Genomic DNA, 16,707 nt, shown 5'->3' on the forward strand with positions numbered 1-16,707 from the left:
CGGCCGCGCCGGCGCCGGGCCACTGTGCCGGCCATGCCGCTCCGCCTGTCGACTCCGCGCGCCTTCCTCCCCCTCCGCCACGCCACCTTCCGCACGCTCTGGCTGGCGACGCTCGCCAGCAACATCGGCATGTGGGTGCAGAACACCGGCGCCGGCTGGCTGATGACCAGCCTCGACCCGGCGCCGCTCATGGTCTCCATGGTCCAGGTCGCCTCCATGCTGCCGGTCTTCCTGCTGGCGCTGCCGGCCGGCGCGCTTGCCGACATCATCGACCGGCGCGCCTTCCTGCTCGGCGCCCAGGCCTGGATCCTGGCCATGGCGCTGATCCTCTCGGCCCTGGCCGCGACCGGCACGCTCGGCCCCTGGGGCCTGCTGACGCTGACCTTCTGCATCGGCGCCGGCAGCGCGATGAACTTCCCGGCCTGGGCGGCGACCACCAACGAGCTGGTCCCGCGCGAGGACCTGGTCGGCGCCATCGCGCTCAACGGCATCGGCTTCAACCTGGCGCGTGCCCTCGGCCCGGCGATCGGCGGCTTCGCCATCGCCGCCGCCGGCGCGCAGGCCGCCTTCGCGCTGAACGCCGTCTCCTTCCTGGTGCTGATCCTGGCGCTGGTCTTCTGGCGGCGGCCGGCGGCGCCGCGCGGCCGGATGCCGAAGGAGAACCTGGTCTCGGCCATGCGGGCCGGGCTGCGCTTCGTCTCGGCCAGCCCGGCGATGCGCGCCGCCATCCTGCGCGCCTGCACCTTCTTCCTCTTCAGCGCCGCGGTCTGGGGCCTGCTGCCGCTCTTCGTGCGGGAGCGCCTCGGCCTCGGCCCGGAGGCCTTCGGCCTCATGCTCGGCGTCATGGGCGGCTCGGCGGTCGCGGCCGGCTTCGCCCTGCCCGCGCTGCGCAACCGGCTGGACCGCAGCAGCACGGTGTTCTGGGCCTCGCTCGCCATCTGCCTGGCGATGGGCATCCTGGCGCTGTCGCATCACTGGCTGCCGGCCGCGCTCGGCATGCTGATCTATGGCGCCGCCTGGATCACCGCCGGCAGCACCCTGTCCGCCTCGGCCCAGCTCGCCGCGCCGGCCTGGGTGCGGGCGCGGGCGATCGCCATCTATCAGCTCAGCTTCTTCGGGGTCATGGCCCTGGGCTCGGCGCTGGCCGGCTGGGTCGGCGGCCGCTTCGGCGTGCCGCCCGCCCTCGGCGCCGCGGCGATCGGCGGCGCGCTGGCCGCGCTCCTGGTGCGGCGCTGGCGGATCGACAGCGTGGCCCTGGCCGAATCGGCGCCGGTCGCGGCGGCCGAGCCGCGGCCCGAGGCCCCGGCGGCATCGCTGCAGGCGCAGCTCGGCGAGCGCTCGGGCCGGATCCTGGAGGCGGTGCGCTACCGCATCGACCCGGCGGAGCGCGCCGCCTTCCTCGCCGCGATGCAGGAGGTGCGGCGGGTGCGGCTGCGCTCGGGGGCGGTGAGCTGGCGGCTCTACGAGGACGTGGCGCATCCCGAGCGCTGGATCGAGCTCTGGGCGGTCGAGAGCTGGACCGAGCATCTGCGCGAGGAGACGCGGCGGACCGAGGGCGACCGCGCGGCGCTGGCGCGCGCCGCGGCGCTGCACCGGGCCGAGGCGCCGCCGGAGGCGGCGCGCTTCCTGAACGTGGTTCCGTGAGCAGCGGCACCGGCCGTCGGATGCGGTCCGGAATGCCACCTTGCCTGGGATCAGCGCAGGGATGCCCTGGCACGACGCCCCCGGCAGAGCCGACCCGATCAGGCGGCCTCGCCTGATCGGGTGAAGGGGCTCTGGCCCGGCGCGTTCGCCGCTTTCGGGCGTGCGGCGCCGGCTCAGCCGAGCGGCCGGCCCTCATACACGCCGTATTGCAGATAGTGCTGCAACGGGTTGATGCCGGCCGCCGCGACATCCGGATTGGCTGCGAGGTAGCCATTGGTATGGAAGGCAGCGGAAGGATCAATGCCGGCGCGCCAGCCAAACATCTCGTAGTGGACCAACGGATCAATCCCGGCGGCGGCAACGCCCGGATTCTGTGCCAGGTAGTACTTCGTATCGAAGAGATAGTTCGGGTTGACGCCCGCCTGCCAACCATAGGCATGCCAGTGCTGGAGCGCGTCCATGCCGGCGTTGCCGACCGTGGGGTTAGTCAGCAGATAGTATTCCGAATCGAAACCGCCGCGGATGTCGAAGCCAACCGCGGCATGGGCGGCGCGGCCCTCGGACCGACCATAGTCGAGGAAGTGTTGGAGTGGGTTGATGCCGGCCTGCGCCACATCGGGATTCTGCAGCAGGTAGAGCGTGGTATCGAAGGAAGCGGAGGGGTCGCGCCCCTCTTTCCAGCCGAAATTCATGTAGTGGCTGAAGGCGTCGACGCCGGCACGACGGACCTCCGGATAGGCGGCGTTGTATCCTCCATAGTCGAAATAGCCGGGCTGGATGGCGAGCGAGCCGGAGGACAGATCCCATATCGTACCCGTCGCCTGGAAATAAACGATTCCACTTTCTGGGCGCTTTGCGATGTCGAGTAGTAATTGTTGAAATTGATCGAATTCACGCCACCTGGCGTCTGCATAACGAGGTCTGCGCCGTTGTTCGGCCGGGTGAACTGGAAGTAGGCTTCCGTCCAGTCGCGCCCGACGATCAGGATGTCGACGCCCGAACTATCGGTGATGGTATCGCGTCCGAAGGCGCCGGAGACGAAATATGTGTCGTCGCCATCATAGCCGAGCATCGTGTCGTTCCCGCCGAGCCCGGCCAGGAAATCCGCCCCTGGCGAGCCGGCCACCGTCTCGCTCGCGCTGGTACCGATGAAACCAACAGTGAGGAAGGCCGAGCCGTCGGCGAGGTTCCAGGTGACGTTGCTGGCCGGGAAATAGACAGTTTCGATCGCGCCGCGCGGTGTCGTGGTGCCAAAGTAATTATTTAGCTCAATCTGGTTGTCGCCACCATTCTGGCGGATGAGCAGATCGGCACCATCCCGCACGAGGCGAAAATTGGCGTCGGTGTAATCAAGGCCAAACTGTATCTGGTCCAGGCCCGAGGTGTCGCGGATTTGGTCCCGGCCGAAGCCACCCGAGAAGATGTAAATATCGTTGCCGTCACCGCCGCTGAGCGTGTCGTTGCCACCGAAGCCGGTGATCACGTCGTCCTGGGCCGTGCCCGCAAGAGTTTCGCTTGCCGCCGTTCCATTAATGATCATAAACGTTACGCTCCAATTCAAGCTCTGTGGGGAGGATCTCGCCCCGTAAGAATCTCGCCGCCCAACTGAACTGCATGCAATCTTTCTGAGAAGTTCGAACTCTTTAGACACTCGAACGTGATGGTGCCTTTCGTGATATTGATGTCATATTGCAATGAAATATCGACTGGTTAGGCCTGAAGTGGCTGTCGAGCGACCAAGTGGTGCAGACCGCCCCGGCGCACGCTCTTGTCATGCCGCCGGAACGCCGCTCATGCGCTGCCGCATGGCAGGCATCGACGCTGCAGGGGCTGACCCCGTGGTCGGCGCTGCCCACATTCACCCGGCAACAGCTTGAGGAGAACAAGCATGGCCAAGTCCGCCACCCTTCCCACCCGCAACGACGTCCCGAACAATGCCAAGCAGGTCTCGATCGGCGTGCTGCAGGGTTGCCTGGTCGACGGCATCGACCTCTACAACGCCACGCGCCAGGCCCATTGGAACGTCAAGGGCCCGCATTTCGGCGAGCTGCACAAGCTGTTCGAGGAGTTCTACCAGGCCCTGCAGACCAGCACGGACGACCTGGCCGAGCGCATCGTCCAGCTCGGCGGCACCGCCTGCGGCACCACCCAGGTTCTGGAGAAGACCACCCGGCTGCAGCCCTACCCGACCGACCTCCATGCCGGCATGGACCATGTGAAGGCGCTGGCCGACCGCTACGCCGCCGTGGCCAAGACGCTGCGCGAGGGCATCGACCAGACCGACGAGGCCGGGGACGCCGACACGGCCGACCTGCTCACCGAGCAGTCCCGCGCCACCGACAAGATGCTCTGGATGATCGAGGCGCATCTGGGCGGCGACAAGGCGGCCTGATCCCGGCCCGCGCGAGCGGGACGGCCGGCCTCCGGGCCGGACGGGGCGGCGGGGCATCCCGCCGCCCTTTTTCATGGCCTCGGCCGGCGCCGCCCCTCCATCAACGGGTCATGGAATTGCGCTTCCCTGGCGCGTCCCCGGCCGGCGGCGGCCGCGCACCGTGCCGGCGGCGCAAGGGCCGGGGCGCCGCCGGCCGCGACTCGCCGGGCGCATTGTATGGGGATGGCGCGGAGGCTATCTTGGCGGGGTCAGGGGAACAAGACATGAACGACCTGTTCGGCGGCCGGCGCCCCCCGAAGGGCGGCGCAGCCGAGGCCGCCTCCTATTCCGCCAAGGACATCGAGGTGCTGGAGGGGCTGGAGCCGGTGCGGCGCCGGCCCGGCATGTATATCGGCGGCACCGACGAGACGGCGCTGCACCACCTGGCGGCCGAGATCCTCGACAACGCCATGGACGAGGCGGTGGCGGGCCATGCCAATTTCATCGAGGTGACGCTGGAGCCGGGCAACTGGCTGACGGTGCGGGACAACGGCCGCGGCATCCCGACCGACCCGCACCCGAAATTCCCCAAGCTCTCGGCGCTGGAGGTCATCTTCACCACCCTGCATTCGGGCGGGAAGTTCTCCGGCAAGGCCTATGAAACCTCGGGCGGGCTGCACGGCGTCGGCAGCAGCGTGGTCAACGCGCTGGCCGAGCGGCTGGAGGTGGAGGTGGCGCGCGACCGCACCCTCTTCACCCAGGCCTATGCCCGCGGCAAGCCGCTCGGGAAGCTGAAGAATGCCGGGCCGGTGCACAATCGGCGCGGCACCTCGATCCGCTTCCGCCCCGATCCGGAGATCTTCGGCAAGCTGGAATTCCAGGCCGCCCGGCTGTACCGGCTCTGCCGCTCCAAGGCCTATCTCTATCGCGGCGTCGAGATCCGCTGGGCCTGCGACGCCACGCTGGTGAAGGATGGCGAGACCCCGACCGCGGCGGTGCTGCATTTCCCGGGCGGCCTCGCCGATTTCCTCGCCTCCGCCATCGAGGGGCGCGGCCAGGTGGTCCCCGCCGCCTATGCCGGGGAGGCCGGCTTCCCCGACGGCCAGGGGCGCTGCGAATGGGCCATCACCTGGCTCGAGCAGGGCGACGGCTTCCTCTCGACCTATGCCAACACCATCCCGACGCCGCAGGGCGGCACGCATGAGGCCGGGCTGCGCGCCGCCCTGGTCAAGGGCCTGCGCGCCTATGGCGAGCTGAAGAAGGAGCGGCGCGCCGCCAGCGTGACGGCCGAGGACCTGTTCGGCGGCATGGCCGGCATGCTCTCGGTCTTCGTCCGCGACCCGCAATTCCAGGGCCAGACCAAGGAGAAGCTGACCAGCCCGGAGGCCGCCCGGCTGGTCGAGGCGGCGCTGCGCGACCATTTCGACCATTGGCTCGCCGGCGACACCCAGACCGCCGACAACCTGCTCGCCTGGGCGATCGAGCGGGCCGAGGAGCGCATCCGCCGCCGCGAGCAGAAGGACACGCCGCGGAAGAGCGCGACCCGCAAGCTCCGCCTGCCCGGCAAGCTGGCCGATTGCGCGCGGGAGAGCGCCGAGGGGACGGAGCTGTTCCTGGTCGAGGGCGACAGCGCCGGCGGCTCGGCCAAGCAGGCGCGGGACCGCGAGACCCAGGCGGTGCTGCCGCTGCGCGGCAAGATCCTGAACGTCGCCTCGGCCAGCGCCGACAAGCTGCGGCAGAACCAGGAGCTGAAGGACCTGATCGAGGCGCTGGGCTGCGGCGCCGGCGAGCGCTTCGACATGGCCCGGCTGCGCTACGGCCGCGTCGTCATCATGACCGATGCCGATGTCGACGGTGCGCATATCGCCGCGCTGCTGATGACCTTCTTCTACAAGGAGCTGCCCGAGCTGGTGCGCCAGGGCCGGGTGCATCTGGCGCAGCCGCCGCTCTACCGGCTGCAGGCCGGCGGCAAGTCGGTCTATGCCATGGACGACCGCGACCGGGAGCGGCTGCAGCGGCGCGAGTTCAAGCCGAACCAGCGGGTCGAGGTCAGCCGCTTCAAGGGCCTCGGCGAGATGCCGCCGGCGACGCTGAAGGAGACCACCATGGACCCGCGGCGGCGGACGCTGCTGCGCGTGGTGCTGCCGCCGGAGGAACGGGCGCGGACCTCGGAGCTGATGGAGGCGCTGATGGGCCGGCGGCCGGAGCTGCGCTTCAAATTCATCCAGGACAATGCGGCGAAGCTCGATGTCGAGGAGGTCGATGTCTGAGCGCGCCGCGCCGCCCGCCTGCCCCGCCGCCACCTTGACGCCGCCGGCGCGGAGGATTTATGGCCTTCGCGCCGGCGGCTCGCCCCGGCCCTACGACAACCCGAGAGAGAAATGGACTGCCACCCTAGCCGTGGCGCCGTCCGGCTCGTCCGCCATGCGGGAGCCCCGGCGCCGCGCCTGACAGCAAGGGCCGAAGCACCCGGCGCGATGCGGCCGGGCGATGTCGGAGGTGGGGCCTCGCCCGGGCCGCGTCCTGGATCACGGGGCGCGCGGACCTAAGGGGAGGCCGCAGCGGCACCAAGGGCCCGCGGGCCGGTGCCGATGCCTCCCGCACTCGCTCCCGTCGCGCGCCGTGGCCCGACGGAGACGAGCAATGTCGATCACCGCGAGCGTCCTCGCCTGCATCCCCGGCCTCGCCGCCATGGTCACCGACCGGCGGGAGGCGCCAGCGATCCCAGCCCCGCCGGGCCGTCCCGACGACGCGCCGGCCGGGGGGCACGACCCCGCCGCCCAGGCCGCCCCGGCGCGCGATCCCTGGTCCGGCGTCGTGGCCAGCCGCCTGAGCCGCGCCGCCCTGGCCCGCGACGACGCGGCCTGATCCCCTCGCGCGCGTCCTGATCCCGCAATCCGGCGGACTGCGCCGTTCCGCGGCGTTCGGGGATGGCCCCCCGGATGCCGCGGCAGGGCCTGCATGCGCGGTCCGCACCCGGACGTTCATGGAGCATGAACCAGGATCGTTGCCTGATCGTCGCGGCCGGGCCCGCCGATCGGGATCGGCGCCGGAACGCGCGCTTCGGCGCCCGAGTCGGCGCCGCCACAATGTGCGCCAGCGCACAGCCCCTCCGCTGCCGCTGACGGCATGGTGCGCTCGCCGGGCCAGGTGGAGGAGAGAATGGTGATCGAGGAGCCGGACCACCCCCGCATGATGCTGCCGCTGTTCCTCGTGGCCTGCGCGGTCGGTGCCTGGCTGCTGGTGCTCTGCAGCCTCATCCTGCCGCCCTAGGGCGTTGGCCGTCACCTGCGTTCACGGCCAATGCTCCAGCCTTCTGTGTTCAGAGCATCGTCGCCCGATCAGGTGGGTCCACCTGATCGGGATCCGCTCAAGGGCGGTTCCCCTGAACACCGGTTCAGGAGAAGCGCCCTAGACTATTGTTTTCAGAGCATCTTCACCTGATCAGGTGAGTCCACCTGATCGGGATCTGCTCTAGATCAGGAACACGCCCTTGCCGCTCGTCTGGGTGTCGAACAGCCGGTAGGCCTCCTCGGCCTGGTCGAGCGTCCAGGTCTCGGTGAAGAGGTCGTCCACCTTGATGCCGCGGTCGACGATGAACTGCGCGCATTCCTCCTGCCCGACCGTGGAGAAGGTCCAGGAGGCGACGACGCTCGCCTGCCGGCGCAGCATGTCGGGCGAGACGTCGATCGTCACCTCGCCGCCCTCGCCGACGAAGCAGCAGGTGCCCCAGACCTTCAGCGCGCGGATCGCCTGCACGCGCGCCTGCGGCGAGGAGGAGGTGTCGAGGCTCAGCTCGGCGCCGAGCCCGTGCGTCAGCTCGCGGATCGCCGCCACCGGATCGACGTTGGAGGGGTTGATCGTCTCCGCCGCGCCGAAGGCCCGGGCCCGCTCCAGCCGCTGCGGCGAGATGTCGAGGGCGATGACCCGCGCGCCCATGGCGGCGGCGAGCTGCGTCGCCGAGAGCCCGACCGGCCCCTGGCCGAAGATCGCGATGGTGTCGTTGCCCGAGACGTTCAGCCGCCGCAGCGCGCCCCAGGCCGTGCCGGTGCCGCAGGAGATGGCCGCGCCGGCCTTGAAGCTCAGCGCCTCGTGCAGCGGCACCAGCGTGTTCGCCGGCACGCAGAGATAGGGCGCGTGGCCGCCATGGGCGTTGTTGCCATAGACCTTCACCGCGGTCTTCTGGCAGAGCTGCTGCCAGCCGGTGCGGCAATGGCCGCAGGTGGTGCAGCCCTGGTAGTGGTGCACCATCACCCGCTGCCCGAGCTGCGCCTGGCGCGGATCGACGCCCGGGCCGATGGCGGCGACGACGCCGCAGGGCTCGTGGCCGACGATCACCGGCCCTTCCGCCGCGGCCAGGCCCATGCCCTGCCGCACGCCCTTCGGCCGGCGGTACTGCTTCAGGTCGCTGCCGCACATGCCGGAGGCCTTCATCTCCAGCACCACCTCGCCCGGGCCCGGCGTCGGGTCCGGGAAGGTCATGATCTCCAGCTCCCGGTCGCCCGGGAATACGACGCCGCGCATGCGCTTCCTCCGCTTTCCTGTGTTGCGGCGAAGGCTAGAGCAGAAGCCGCCTGGGGGAAATCGCCCGCGCGGGCCGCGGCGGCCCGCCGGGCGCAGCGCCGGCATCGCCACCGGCGCGGCGGCGGTGGACGCCGCCTGGCGGCCGGGGCATGGTCCGGCCGATGATGCCGGACACCCTGTCGGACGGCGCCGGGCGGGCCGGCGACCAGCGCCTTCCGCCGGAGACGCCGCGCCGCCGCTGGCTCGCCCCTCTCCTGCGCGGCCTCCTGCTGCTCCTCCTCCTCGCCATCCTCGCCGCCGGCGGCCTGCTCTGGGCGACGCGGCCGGCGAGCGATGCGACGCTGCGCCTGCCCGGCCTCTCCGCCCCCGTCACCATCACCCTCGACGGGCACGGCATCCCCCGCATCGCGGCGCTGACCGAGACGGATACGGCGATGGCGCTCGGCTGGCTGCATGCGCGAGACCGGCTCTTCGCCATGGAGCTGATGCGGCGCGGGGCCGCCGGCCGCCTCTCCGAGATCGCCGGGCCGGCGACGCTGCGCTCGGACCGCTTCGTGCGGCTGCTCGGCCTCGCCCGCCGCGCCGAGGCGGATTTCGCCGCGCTGCCCGGCGATGCCCGCGCCCTGCTCGAGGCCTATGCCGTCGGGGTGAATGCCTGGATCGCCGCCCGGGGCCGCTTCGCCGCGCCGGAATTCCTGCTGCTCGGCCGGCCCGAGCCCTGGCGGCCGGCCGACAGCCTGCTCTGGGCCAAGGTCATGGGCCTCTGGCTCTCCGGCAATTGGCGGAGCGAGATCGAGCGCGCCCGGCTGGCCGCGATCCTGCCGGAGGCGCGGCTGCGCGAGCTCTGGCCGGAGGATCGCAGCATCGGCCGCCCCGACCTCGCCGGGCTCGATCCCGGCCATCTCGCGCGGCTGGCCGCCGCCCTGCCGCGCTTCCCCGAGCCCGGCACCCTGCCCGCCTCGGCGAGCAATGCCTGGACGGTCGGGCCGTCGCGCTCCGCCTCCGGCGCGCCGCTGCTCGCCTCCGACCCGCATCTCGGCTTCCAGGCGCCGATCCTCTGGTACCTGGCGCGGATCGACATGCCGGGCGGGCGGATGCTGGCCGGCGCCACCAGCCCCGGCGTGCCGCTGATGGTGATCGGCCGCAACGCCGACCTCGCCTGGGGCTTCACCACCACCTCCTCCGACACCCAGGACGTCTTCATCGAGCGCCCGGCCGGCCCGGACGCCTATGAGACGCCGGAAGGGCCGCGCCCCTTCCTGGTGCGCGAGGAGGTGATCCGGGTCCGCGGCGCGGCGCCGGAGACGCTGCGGGTGCGCGAGACGCGGCATGGCCCGGTGATCTCCGACCTCGACGCGACGCCGCCCACCGACCACCTGCTTGCCGTCGCCATGGCCAACCTGGCGCCGGGCGACACCGGCGCGGCCGGGCTGCTGGCCCTGAACCGCGCCCATTCGGTCGCCGAGGCGCGCAGCGCCGCCGCCCTCATCACCAGCCCGCCGCAGAACCTGATGCTGGCCGATGCGGGCGGGCATATCGGCATGGTCCTCACCGGCCGGGTGCCGCTGCGCCGCGCCGGCGACGGCACCCGGCCGGCCCCGGGCTGGGACGGCAGCCATGACTGGACCGGCTGGGTGCCCTTCGCCGCCCTGCCGCATCGGCAGGACCCGCCGAGCGGCCTGCTCGCCAATGCCAACAACCGCCCCGCGCCGCCGGACAGCCCGGTCTTCCTCGGCCGCGACTGGCCGGATGACTGGCGCTTCCGCCGCATCGGCGAGCGCCTGCGCGCCGTCCCGCGGCACGATGCCGCCGGCTTCGCCGCGATCCAGCGCGACACCGTCTCGGCCTTCGCCCGCGGCCTGGTCGGGCCGGACTCCCTGCTCGCCCGCCTGCCGCGGCCGCCGGGGCTTGCCGGCGCCGCCCAGGCCCTGCTGCTCGCCTGGGACGGCGATCTCCGCGCCGAGCGGCCGGAGGGGCTGATCTTCAATGCCTGGCTGCTCCGCCTGGGCGAGCTGGCGCTCGCCGCCGGCGGCGTCCCGGCGGACAGCGTGACGCCGCGCGCCGGCTTCCTCGCGCTGGTGCTGGCGCCCGATGGCGGCGGCGCCGCCTGGTGCGGCGGCGACTGCCCGGCGCTGGCGGCGCGGGCCCTGGAGGAGGCGATGGCGCCGCTGGCGGCGGCGCTCGGCCCGGACCCGGCCGGCTGGCGCTGGGGCGAGCGCCATGTCGCGCGCTTCGAGCATCCGGTGCTGCGCGGCCTGCCCCTGCTCGGCCCGCTCACCACCCTCTCGGCCGCGGTCGGCGGCGACGAATGGACCATCGCGCGCGGCGGCCTCCGCGGCCGCGGGCCGGACCCCTTCGCCGACATCCACGGCGCCGGGCTGCGGCTGGTCGCCGACCTCGCCGATCCGGACCGGACGCTGGCGATCATCGCCACCGGCCAGTCCGGGCATCCGCTCTCGGCGCATTGGGGGGATCTGCTGCCGCTCTGGCGCGATGGCGGGATGGTGGCGCTCGGTCGCCTCGCCGGGCGGCCGCGGGGCCGCATCACCCTCAATCCCTGAGCGGCGCGGCGGGTTTTCGCACGGAAGTGGTTGATTCCCCGGCCCGTCGCGCCGAAACTGGCATCGCCGATGTTGCACCGCCCCACCCGCCGTCCGCAATTCTTCTACACCACCGCGCCCCTGCCCTGCCCCTATCTGGCGGGCAGGACGGAGCGCAAGATCGTGACCGAGCTGACCGGCCCGGATGCGGAGGCGCTGCACGACCGGCTCTCCCGCGCCGGCTTCCGCCGCAGCCACAACATCGCCTATTCGCCGGTCTGCCCGGGCTGCAACGCCTGCATCCCGATCCGCATCCTGGCGCCGCAATTCGAGCTCAACCGGGCGCAGCGCAAGCTGCAGCGGATCAATGGCGACGTCGCCGGCTTCGAGATGCCGGCCCGGGCGACCGCCGAGCAGTTCCAGCTCTTCCAGCGCTACCAGCAGGCGCGGCACGGCGACGGCGACATGGCGGCGATGGGCTTCTACGACTATCGCGCCATGGTCGAGGACACGCCGATCACCACCGGCATGGTGGAGTTCCGCGACGCCCAGGACCGGCTGCTCGGCGCCTGCCTCACCGACTGGCTCTCGGACGGGCTCTCGGCGGTCTATTCCTTCTTCGACCCGGCCGAGGCGCGGCGCAGCCTCGGCAGCTGGGCCATCCTCTGGCTGGTGCAGCGGGCGGTGGCGCTCGGCCTGCCCTATGTCTATCTCGGCTACTGGGTGCCGGAGAGCCGGAAGATGTCCTACAAAAGCCGCTTCCGGCCGAGCGAGGTGCTGATGGGCGGCGTCTGGCGGGTGCTCGAGGAGAGCGCCGCGGCGCCCGAGCCGGCGGTGGTGCCGGAGACGGCGGGCTAGCCTTCCCCACCCCACCCCATCCCCTTGGCAACGGCGGAACGGGGCTGGCGCGGCGGCGGGGCTTCCCCATCTCTCGCCCTGCATGACCGGCGCCCCCGCCACCCCGCTCCTCGACATCCGCCGGATCTATTGCGAGCCCGCCGCCGCCGCGCTGCCGCGCGGCGCCGCCATCCTGGCGCGCTTCCCCGCCGCCGAGCGCATCCCGGTCGAGTCGCACTGGCGCATCCCGGCGCTGCGCGAGGGCGATCCCGGCGACTACCTGCGGCCGAAGCGCGAGACGCTGGTGCTCGGCGTGAAGCAAGGCCTCGGCTTCCGCCCGAACGGGCGCAGCGCCGACTTCATCGCCCCCTCCACCTCGAATGGCTGCGCCATGGCCTGCGCCTATTGCTATGTCGCGCGCCGCAAGGGCCACGCCAACCCGATCACCGCCTTCGCCAACATCGAGGCGATCCTGGCGGCGACGGCGCGGCACGCGGCGCGGCTCGGCCCGAAGCCGCAGCCGAACCAGGTCGATCCGGCGGCCTGGGTCTACGACCTCGGCGAGAACGGCGATCTCTCGGTCGATGCCCTCATCTCCGACAATGTCCGCGACCTCGTCGCCCTGTTCCGCACCCTGCCCAACGCCAAGGGCAGCTTCGCCACGAAAGGGGTGAACCCGGCCCTGCTGGACTACGACCCGCAGGGCCGCACCCGCATCCGCATGTCGCTGATGCCGCCCGGCCTGGCCCGGCTGCTCGACGTGCGGGCCGCGCCGGTCGAGGCGCGCATCGCCGCCCTGCCCGAGCTGCACCGCGCCGGCTATGAGGTGCAGGTGAACTTCTCCCCGGTGGTGCTGCGCGAGGGCTGGGAGGCGGAGTGGGCGGCGCTGTTCCAGGCGCTCGACGATGCCTTGCCGGCGGCGATGAAGCCCGGCCTCGCGGCCGAGGTGATCATGCTCACCCACAACGCGGCGCTGCACGAGATGAACCTCGCCTGGCATCCGAAGGCGGAGGCGCTGCTCTGGCGCCCCGACCTCCAGGAGGAGAAGCGGAGCGGCACCGGCGCGGTCAATCTCCGCTACCGCGCCGCCTGGAAGGCGCGCTGGCTCGCCCGCTTCCAGGCGCTGCTCGCCGCCCGCCTGCCCTATTGCCGGGTGCGCTACGCCTTCTGATATCGAGCGCAGGCCGGCCTCCGGCGGCCTCGGCGTCAGGGCGGCCCGGCGATGTCGAAGATGCTCGGCAGCAGGACATGGGTGCGGGCGCGCACCAGGTCGCCCAGGGGCTCGCGGGCCAAGCGATCCGCCGCGGCCAGGGGCTGGCGCGTCTGCTCCAGCCGCGCCGCGTCGCCGGCGAAGGCGGCCGCCAGATGCGCCCGGACATTCTGGTTGTTGCGGTAGTACTGGTGGTGGATGGAATCCCATTCGGTGCCGCCGGCCGCCAGGATGCGGCCGCGATCGACCGCGTTGATCCCCGGCAGGCAATCCACCACCGCCACATGCCCCGGCAGCCCCTCCAGCCGGCCCGGCCCGACATGGCCGAGGCGCCGCCCGCCGCCATTGGCCAGGCCGCTCACCGTCTCCAGCACCGGATCGACATTGGTGCCGATCGTCACCGCCCGGGCGAGATCGGCCAGCCGCAGCAGCGGCGTGCCGGCCTGGCCGAGATGCTGGTCGATATCCGCCGCCATCAGCACCGCATGCCGGATGGCGAGGCGGTCGGCGGGCGCCGGCCAGCCGGGGGCGAAGCTGGAGAGGGCGTGGTGCAGCACCCAATTCCCCATGCTGTGCGCCAGCAGGGCGAGGCGCCGCCCCGGCGCGCCGGCGGCGGCGCGGGCCAGCAGCACCTCCTGCAGCAGCCGGGCCATGGCCGGGCCGCTCCGCATCGCCGAATCCTGGTCCGTGCGATAGGGCTCGGCGGCCGCATCGAGGTCGAGGCCCTGCAGCCGGCCGAGCGTTACGCCGAGGGAGGGCCAGGCGCAGACCAGGGGCACCAGCCGCACCCCGGGCTCGGCCCCGGCATAGAATTCGACGATCTGCGCCGCGCGTCGCAGCACGCCCTCGAGGCCGTTGGCGAAGCCGTGCAGCCAGAGCAGCGGCACCCCGTCCACCCCCGCCTCGGCGAGCCAGGCGGCGAACGCCGCGCCGGCGGCGGGCGACGGCCGGGGATCGGCCAGGGCCAGGGCGCCGGTCTCGGTGATCTCGAGCAGGTCGCGCTCCGCCTCGGTCCGCAGCGGGTCGCCGAGCTCGGCCAGCCGCGCCTCGCCGAAGCGCAGCCCCTCCAGCCGCGCGGCATCGCCGACCGGCGGCGGCAGGGCGCCGGCCCGGTTGGTGGCGAAGAAGACGCGGATCGCCATGGCTGGCCTCCCCCTGCTGGGGCGCCAGCCTAGGGCGGCCGCGCCGGCCGGGCCGTGCGGCGGCGCACGCCGCGGCGCGGCCGATCAGCCGAAGCGGTTGCTGCGCGGGAAGCCGTTCGGCGGCATCTTGCCCGCCCCGGCCCGGTTGCCGCGCCAGGGGGTGAGGTCGGTCTCCACCCGCTGCCGGTCGCCGAGCGCCCAGCTCAGCCCCTCCTTGCGGGTGAAGACCTTGAGGTCGGACAACTCGCCATCCTTGTAGGATTGCAGCTGCACGCCGCGGCCGCGCGCCATCTCCGGCACTTGGTCGAGCGGGAAGAGCAACAGCTTGCGGTTGCTGCCGATGACGGCGACGGTGTCGCCCTCGGCCGGCGCGCAGGCCGCCGCCTCGCGGCCTGGCTCCAGCACCAGCACCTGCTTGCCGGTGCGGCGCTCGGCCAGCAGGTCCTCGCCCTTCACCAGGAAGCCGCGGCCGTCGCTGCCGGCGACGAGGTAGCGCCGGCCCTCCTCGTGCACGAAGAGGCAGAGGATGGCGTCCTCGTTCGTCAGCTCCACCATCAGCCGCACCGGCTGGCCGTCGCCGCGGCCGCGCGGCACCGCATCGGCCTTCAGCGTATAGGCCTTGCCGTTGGTGGCGAAGAGGACGAGGCGGTCGGTGCTCTGGGCATGCACCCAGGTGTGCAGGCTGTCGCCCTCCTTGAAGCGCAGCTCGGCATCCTCGGCGATGTGCCCCTTCTGGGCGCGGATCCAGCCCTTCTCGGAGAGGATGACGGTGATCGGCTCGCGCTCGACGAAGGCGGTCTCGTCCACCAGCACCGCCGGCAGCAGCCGGCCGGTCTCGGTGCGCCGCTTGCCGAGCGCGCCCTCCCCGAAGCGCTCCCGCGTCGCCCGCAGCTCGGCCTCGATCGTCTCCCAGCGCCGGCCCTCGGACTGCATCAGGCCGCGCAGCGCCTTCTGCTCGGCCGAGAGCTTCCTGTGCTCCTTGCGGATCTCCATCTCCTCGAGCTTGCGGAGCGCGCGCAGCCGCATGTCGAGGATGGCGTTGGCCTGCACCTCGGTCAGGCCGAAGGCGGCCATCAGCGCCTCCTTCGGCTTGTCCTCCTCGCGGACGATGCGGATCACCTCGTCGAGGTTGAGGTAGACGATGAGGTAGCCGTCGAGGATCTCGAGCCGCCGGGCGATGGCGGCGAGGCGATGCTCGCTCCGCCGCACCAGCACCACGTGCCGGTGCTCCAGCCAGGACCAGACCACCTCCGCCAGGCCCATGACGCGCGGCGTGCGCTCGGCATCCAGCACGTTCATGTTGAGCGGGATGCGCGCCTCGAGCCCGGTCGCGCGGAACAGCGTCTCCATCAGCACGCCGGGATCGACCGTGCGGCTCTTCGGCTCCAGCACGATGCGCACCACGTCGGTGCTCTCGTCGCGGATGTCGCCGAGCAGCGGGAGCTTCTTCTCCTCCATGAGCTGGGCGATCTGCTCGATGAGCTTCGCCTTCTGCACCTGGTAGGGGATCTCGCTCACCACCACGCCCCAGCTGCCGTTCTTGCCGGCCACCTTCTCCCAGCGCGCCCGCACCCGGAAGCCGCCGCGGCCGCTGGCATAGGCCTCGCGGATCGCCTCGGGCGGCTCGACCAGCACGCCGCCGGTCGGGAAGTCCGGCCCCGGCAGCACCGCCAGCATGGGCGCGAGGCTGGCGGCGAGGAACCCGGCGCGCGCCGAGGGCGCGGCCCCCTCGGCCGGCGCGGCCGGCCGCACCGCGTCGAGGGTGAGCCGGCGCTCGCGGAACAGCGCGAGCTGCGCCAGCGCCGCGTCGCAGAGCTCGCCGGCATTGTGCGGCGGGATCGCCGTCGCCATGCCGACGGCGATGCCGTTGGCGCCGTTCGCCAGCAGGTTCGGGAAGGCCGCCGGCAGCACCACCGGCTCCTGCTCCTCGCCATCGTAGGTGGCGCGGAAATCGACGGTGTCCTCGTCGATCCCCTGGAGCATGGCCTGCGCCACCTCGGTCAGGCGGGCCTCGGTGTAGCGCATGGCGGCGGCGTTATCGCCGTCGATGTTGCCGAAATTCCCCTGCCCCTCGACCAGCGGGTAGCGGGCGGCGAAATCCTGGGCGAGGCGGACCATGGCGTCGTAGATCGCGGCGTCGCCATGCGGGTGGTACTTGCCCATGACGTCGCCGACGATGCGGGCGCATTTCTTGAAGCCCGCCGCCGGGTCCAACTTGAGTTGGTGCATGGCCCAGAGCAGCCGGCGATGCACCGGCTTCAGCCCGTCCCGCACATCCGGCAGCGAACGCGCCATGATGGTGGAGAGGGCATAGGCGAGGTAGCGTTCGGACAGGGCATCCGCGAGGCGGGCGTCCCTGATGTTGCCGCCATCCGGCGCGGCCGGCGGGGCCTTGATGTCGTCGGGCATGGAGCTCCGGGATTCGCGCTTCGTTCCCCT

13 protein-coding genes are annotated in these 16,707 nt (G+C 72.3%); 8 read left to right on the forward strand and 5 right to left on the reverse strand.

Annotation, left to right across the window (positions count from 1 at the left end):
• Positions 1–33: 33 nt before the first annotated feature.
• Positions 34–1,644 (forward strand): MFS transporter, encoded by a 1,611-nt coding sequence (locus DOO78_RS10775; protein WP_111469883.1) that lies wholly within the window; start codon positions 34–36, stop codon positions 1,642–1,644.
• Positions 1,645–1,817: 173 nt separating this feature from the next.
• Here DOO78_RS10775 and DOO78_RS10780 read toward each other — a convergent pair whose 3' ends face one another.
• The gene (locus tag DOO78_RS10780) at positions 1,818–2,336 is read right to left on the reverse strand and encodes a hypothetical protein (RefSeq protein ID WP_111469767.1); all 519 of its coding nucleotides are present in this window, start codon (positions 2,334–2,336) and stop codon (positions 1,818–1,820) included.
• Positions 2,333–3,184, reverse strand: coding sequence for a calcium-binding protein (locus tag DOO78_RS10785; RefSeq protein WP_111469768.1), 852 nt, complete (start codon positions 3,182–3,184; stop codon positions 2,333–2,335). The genes DOO78_RS10780 and DOO78_RS10785 overlap by 4 nt, the downstream gene beginning before the upstream one ends.
• Before the next feature lie 348 nt (positions 3,185–3,532).
• Here DOO78_RS10785 and dps point away from each other — a divergent pair, with 348 nt between their 5' ends.
• The 4 genes from dps (at position 3,533) to DOO78_RS27460 (ending at position 7,288) form a co-directional block, all read left to right on the forward strand.
• Positions 3,533–4,036 (forward strand): DNA starvation/stationary phase protection protein Dps, encoded by a 504-nt coding sequence (gene dps / locus DOO78_RS10790; protein WP_111469769.1) that lies wholly within the window; start codon positions 3,533–3,535, stop codon positions 4,034–4,036.
• Between the two features lie 263 nt (positions 4,037–4,299).
• Entirely contained in the window at positions 4,300–6,285 is a 1,986-nt protein-coding gene (parE, locus tag DOO78_RS10795; protein WP_111469770.1) for a DNA topoisomerase IV subunit B, read from the forward strand.
• 373 nt (positions 6,286–6,658) lie between these two features.
• Positions 6,659–6,883, forward strand: coding sequence for a hypothetical protein (locus tag DOO78_RS10800; protein ID WP_111469771.1), 225 nt, complete (start codon positions 6,659–6,661; stop codon positions 6,881–6,883).
• A gap of 261 nt (positions 6,884–7,144) precedes the next feature.
• Positions 7,145–7,288 carry a hypothetical protein gene (locus DOO78_RS27460; RefSeq protein ID WP_165838830.1) on the forward strand — a complete coding sequence of 48 codons (144 nt, stop codon included), beginning with the start codon at positions 7,145–7,147 and terminating at the stop codon, positions 7,286–7,288.
• 201 nt (positions 7,289–7,489) lie between these two features.
• Here DOO78_RS27460 and DOO78_RS10805 read toward each other — a convergent pair whose 3' ends face one another.
• Entirely contained in the window at positions 7,490–8,539 is a 1,050-nt protein-coding gene (locus DOO78_RS10805) for a zinc-dependent alcohol dehydrogenase family protein (protein WP_111469772.1), read from the reverse strand.
• Positions 8,540–8,700: 161 nt separating this feature from the next.
• On the opposite strand from DOO78_RS10805, the gene DOO78_RS10810 reads away from it, so the two are divergent.
• The 3 genes from DOO78_RS10810 (at position 8,701) to DOO78_RS10820 (ending at position 13,087) form a co-directional block, all read left to right on the forward strand.
• On the forward strand, positions 8,701–11,100 hold the full coding sequence (locus DOO78_RS10810; protein ID WP_243634503.1) for a penicillin acylase family protein: 2,400 nt from the start codon (positions 8,701–8,703) through the stop codon (positions 11,098–11,100).
• Positions 11,101–11,169: 69 nt separating this feature from the next.
• The gene (locus tag DOO78_RS10815; RefSeq protein ID WP_111469773.1) at positions 11,170–11,937 is read left to right on the forward strand and encodes an arginyltransferase; all 768 of its coding nucleotides are present in this window, start codon (positions 11,170–11,172) and stop codon (positions 11,935–11,937) included.
• An 82-nt stretch (positions 11,938–12,019) separates the two neighbouring features.
• On the forward strand, positions 12,020–13,087 hold the full coding sequence (locus tag DOO78_RS10820; RefSeq protein WP_111469774.1) for a spore photoproduct lyase family protein: 1,068 nt from the start codon (positions 12,020–12,022) through the stop codon (positions 13,085–13,087).
• 35 nt (positions 13,088–13,122) lie between these two features.
• On the opposite strand, the gene DOO78_RS10825 is transcribed toward DOO78_RS10820, so the two are convergent.
• Both DOO78_RS10825 and DOO78_RS10830 read right to left on the reverse strand, forming a co-directional pair.
• Positions 13,123–14,268, reverse strand: a complete 1,146-nt coding sequence (locus DOO78_RS10825; RefSeq protein WP_111469775.1) for an alpha/beta hydrolase — start codon at positions 14,266–14,268, stop codon at positions 13,123–13,125.
• 84 nt (positions 14,269–14,352) lie between these two features.
• Positions 14,353–16,677 (reverse strand): DNA topoisomerase IV subunit A, encoded by a 2,325-nt coding sequence (locus tag DOO78_RS10830; protein ID WP_111469776.1) that lies wholly within the window; start codon positions 16,675–16,677, stop codon positions 14,353–14,355.
• Positions 16,678–16,707: the final 30 nt, after the last annotated feature.

It is taken from the genome of Roseicella frigidaeris (assembly GCF_003258945.1).
Classification (GTDB): domain Bacteria; phylum Pseudomonadota; class Alphaproteobacteria; order Acetobacterales; family Acetobacteraceae; genus Paracraurococcus; species Paracraurococcus frigidaeris.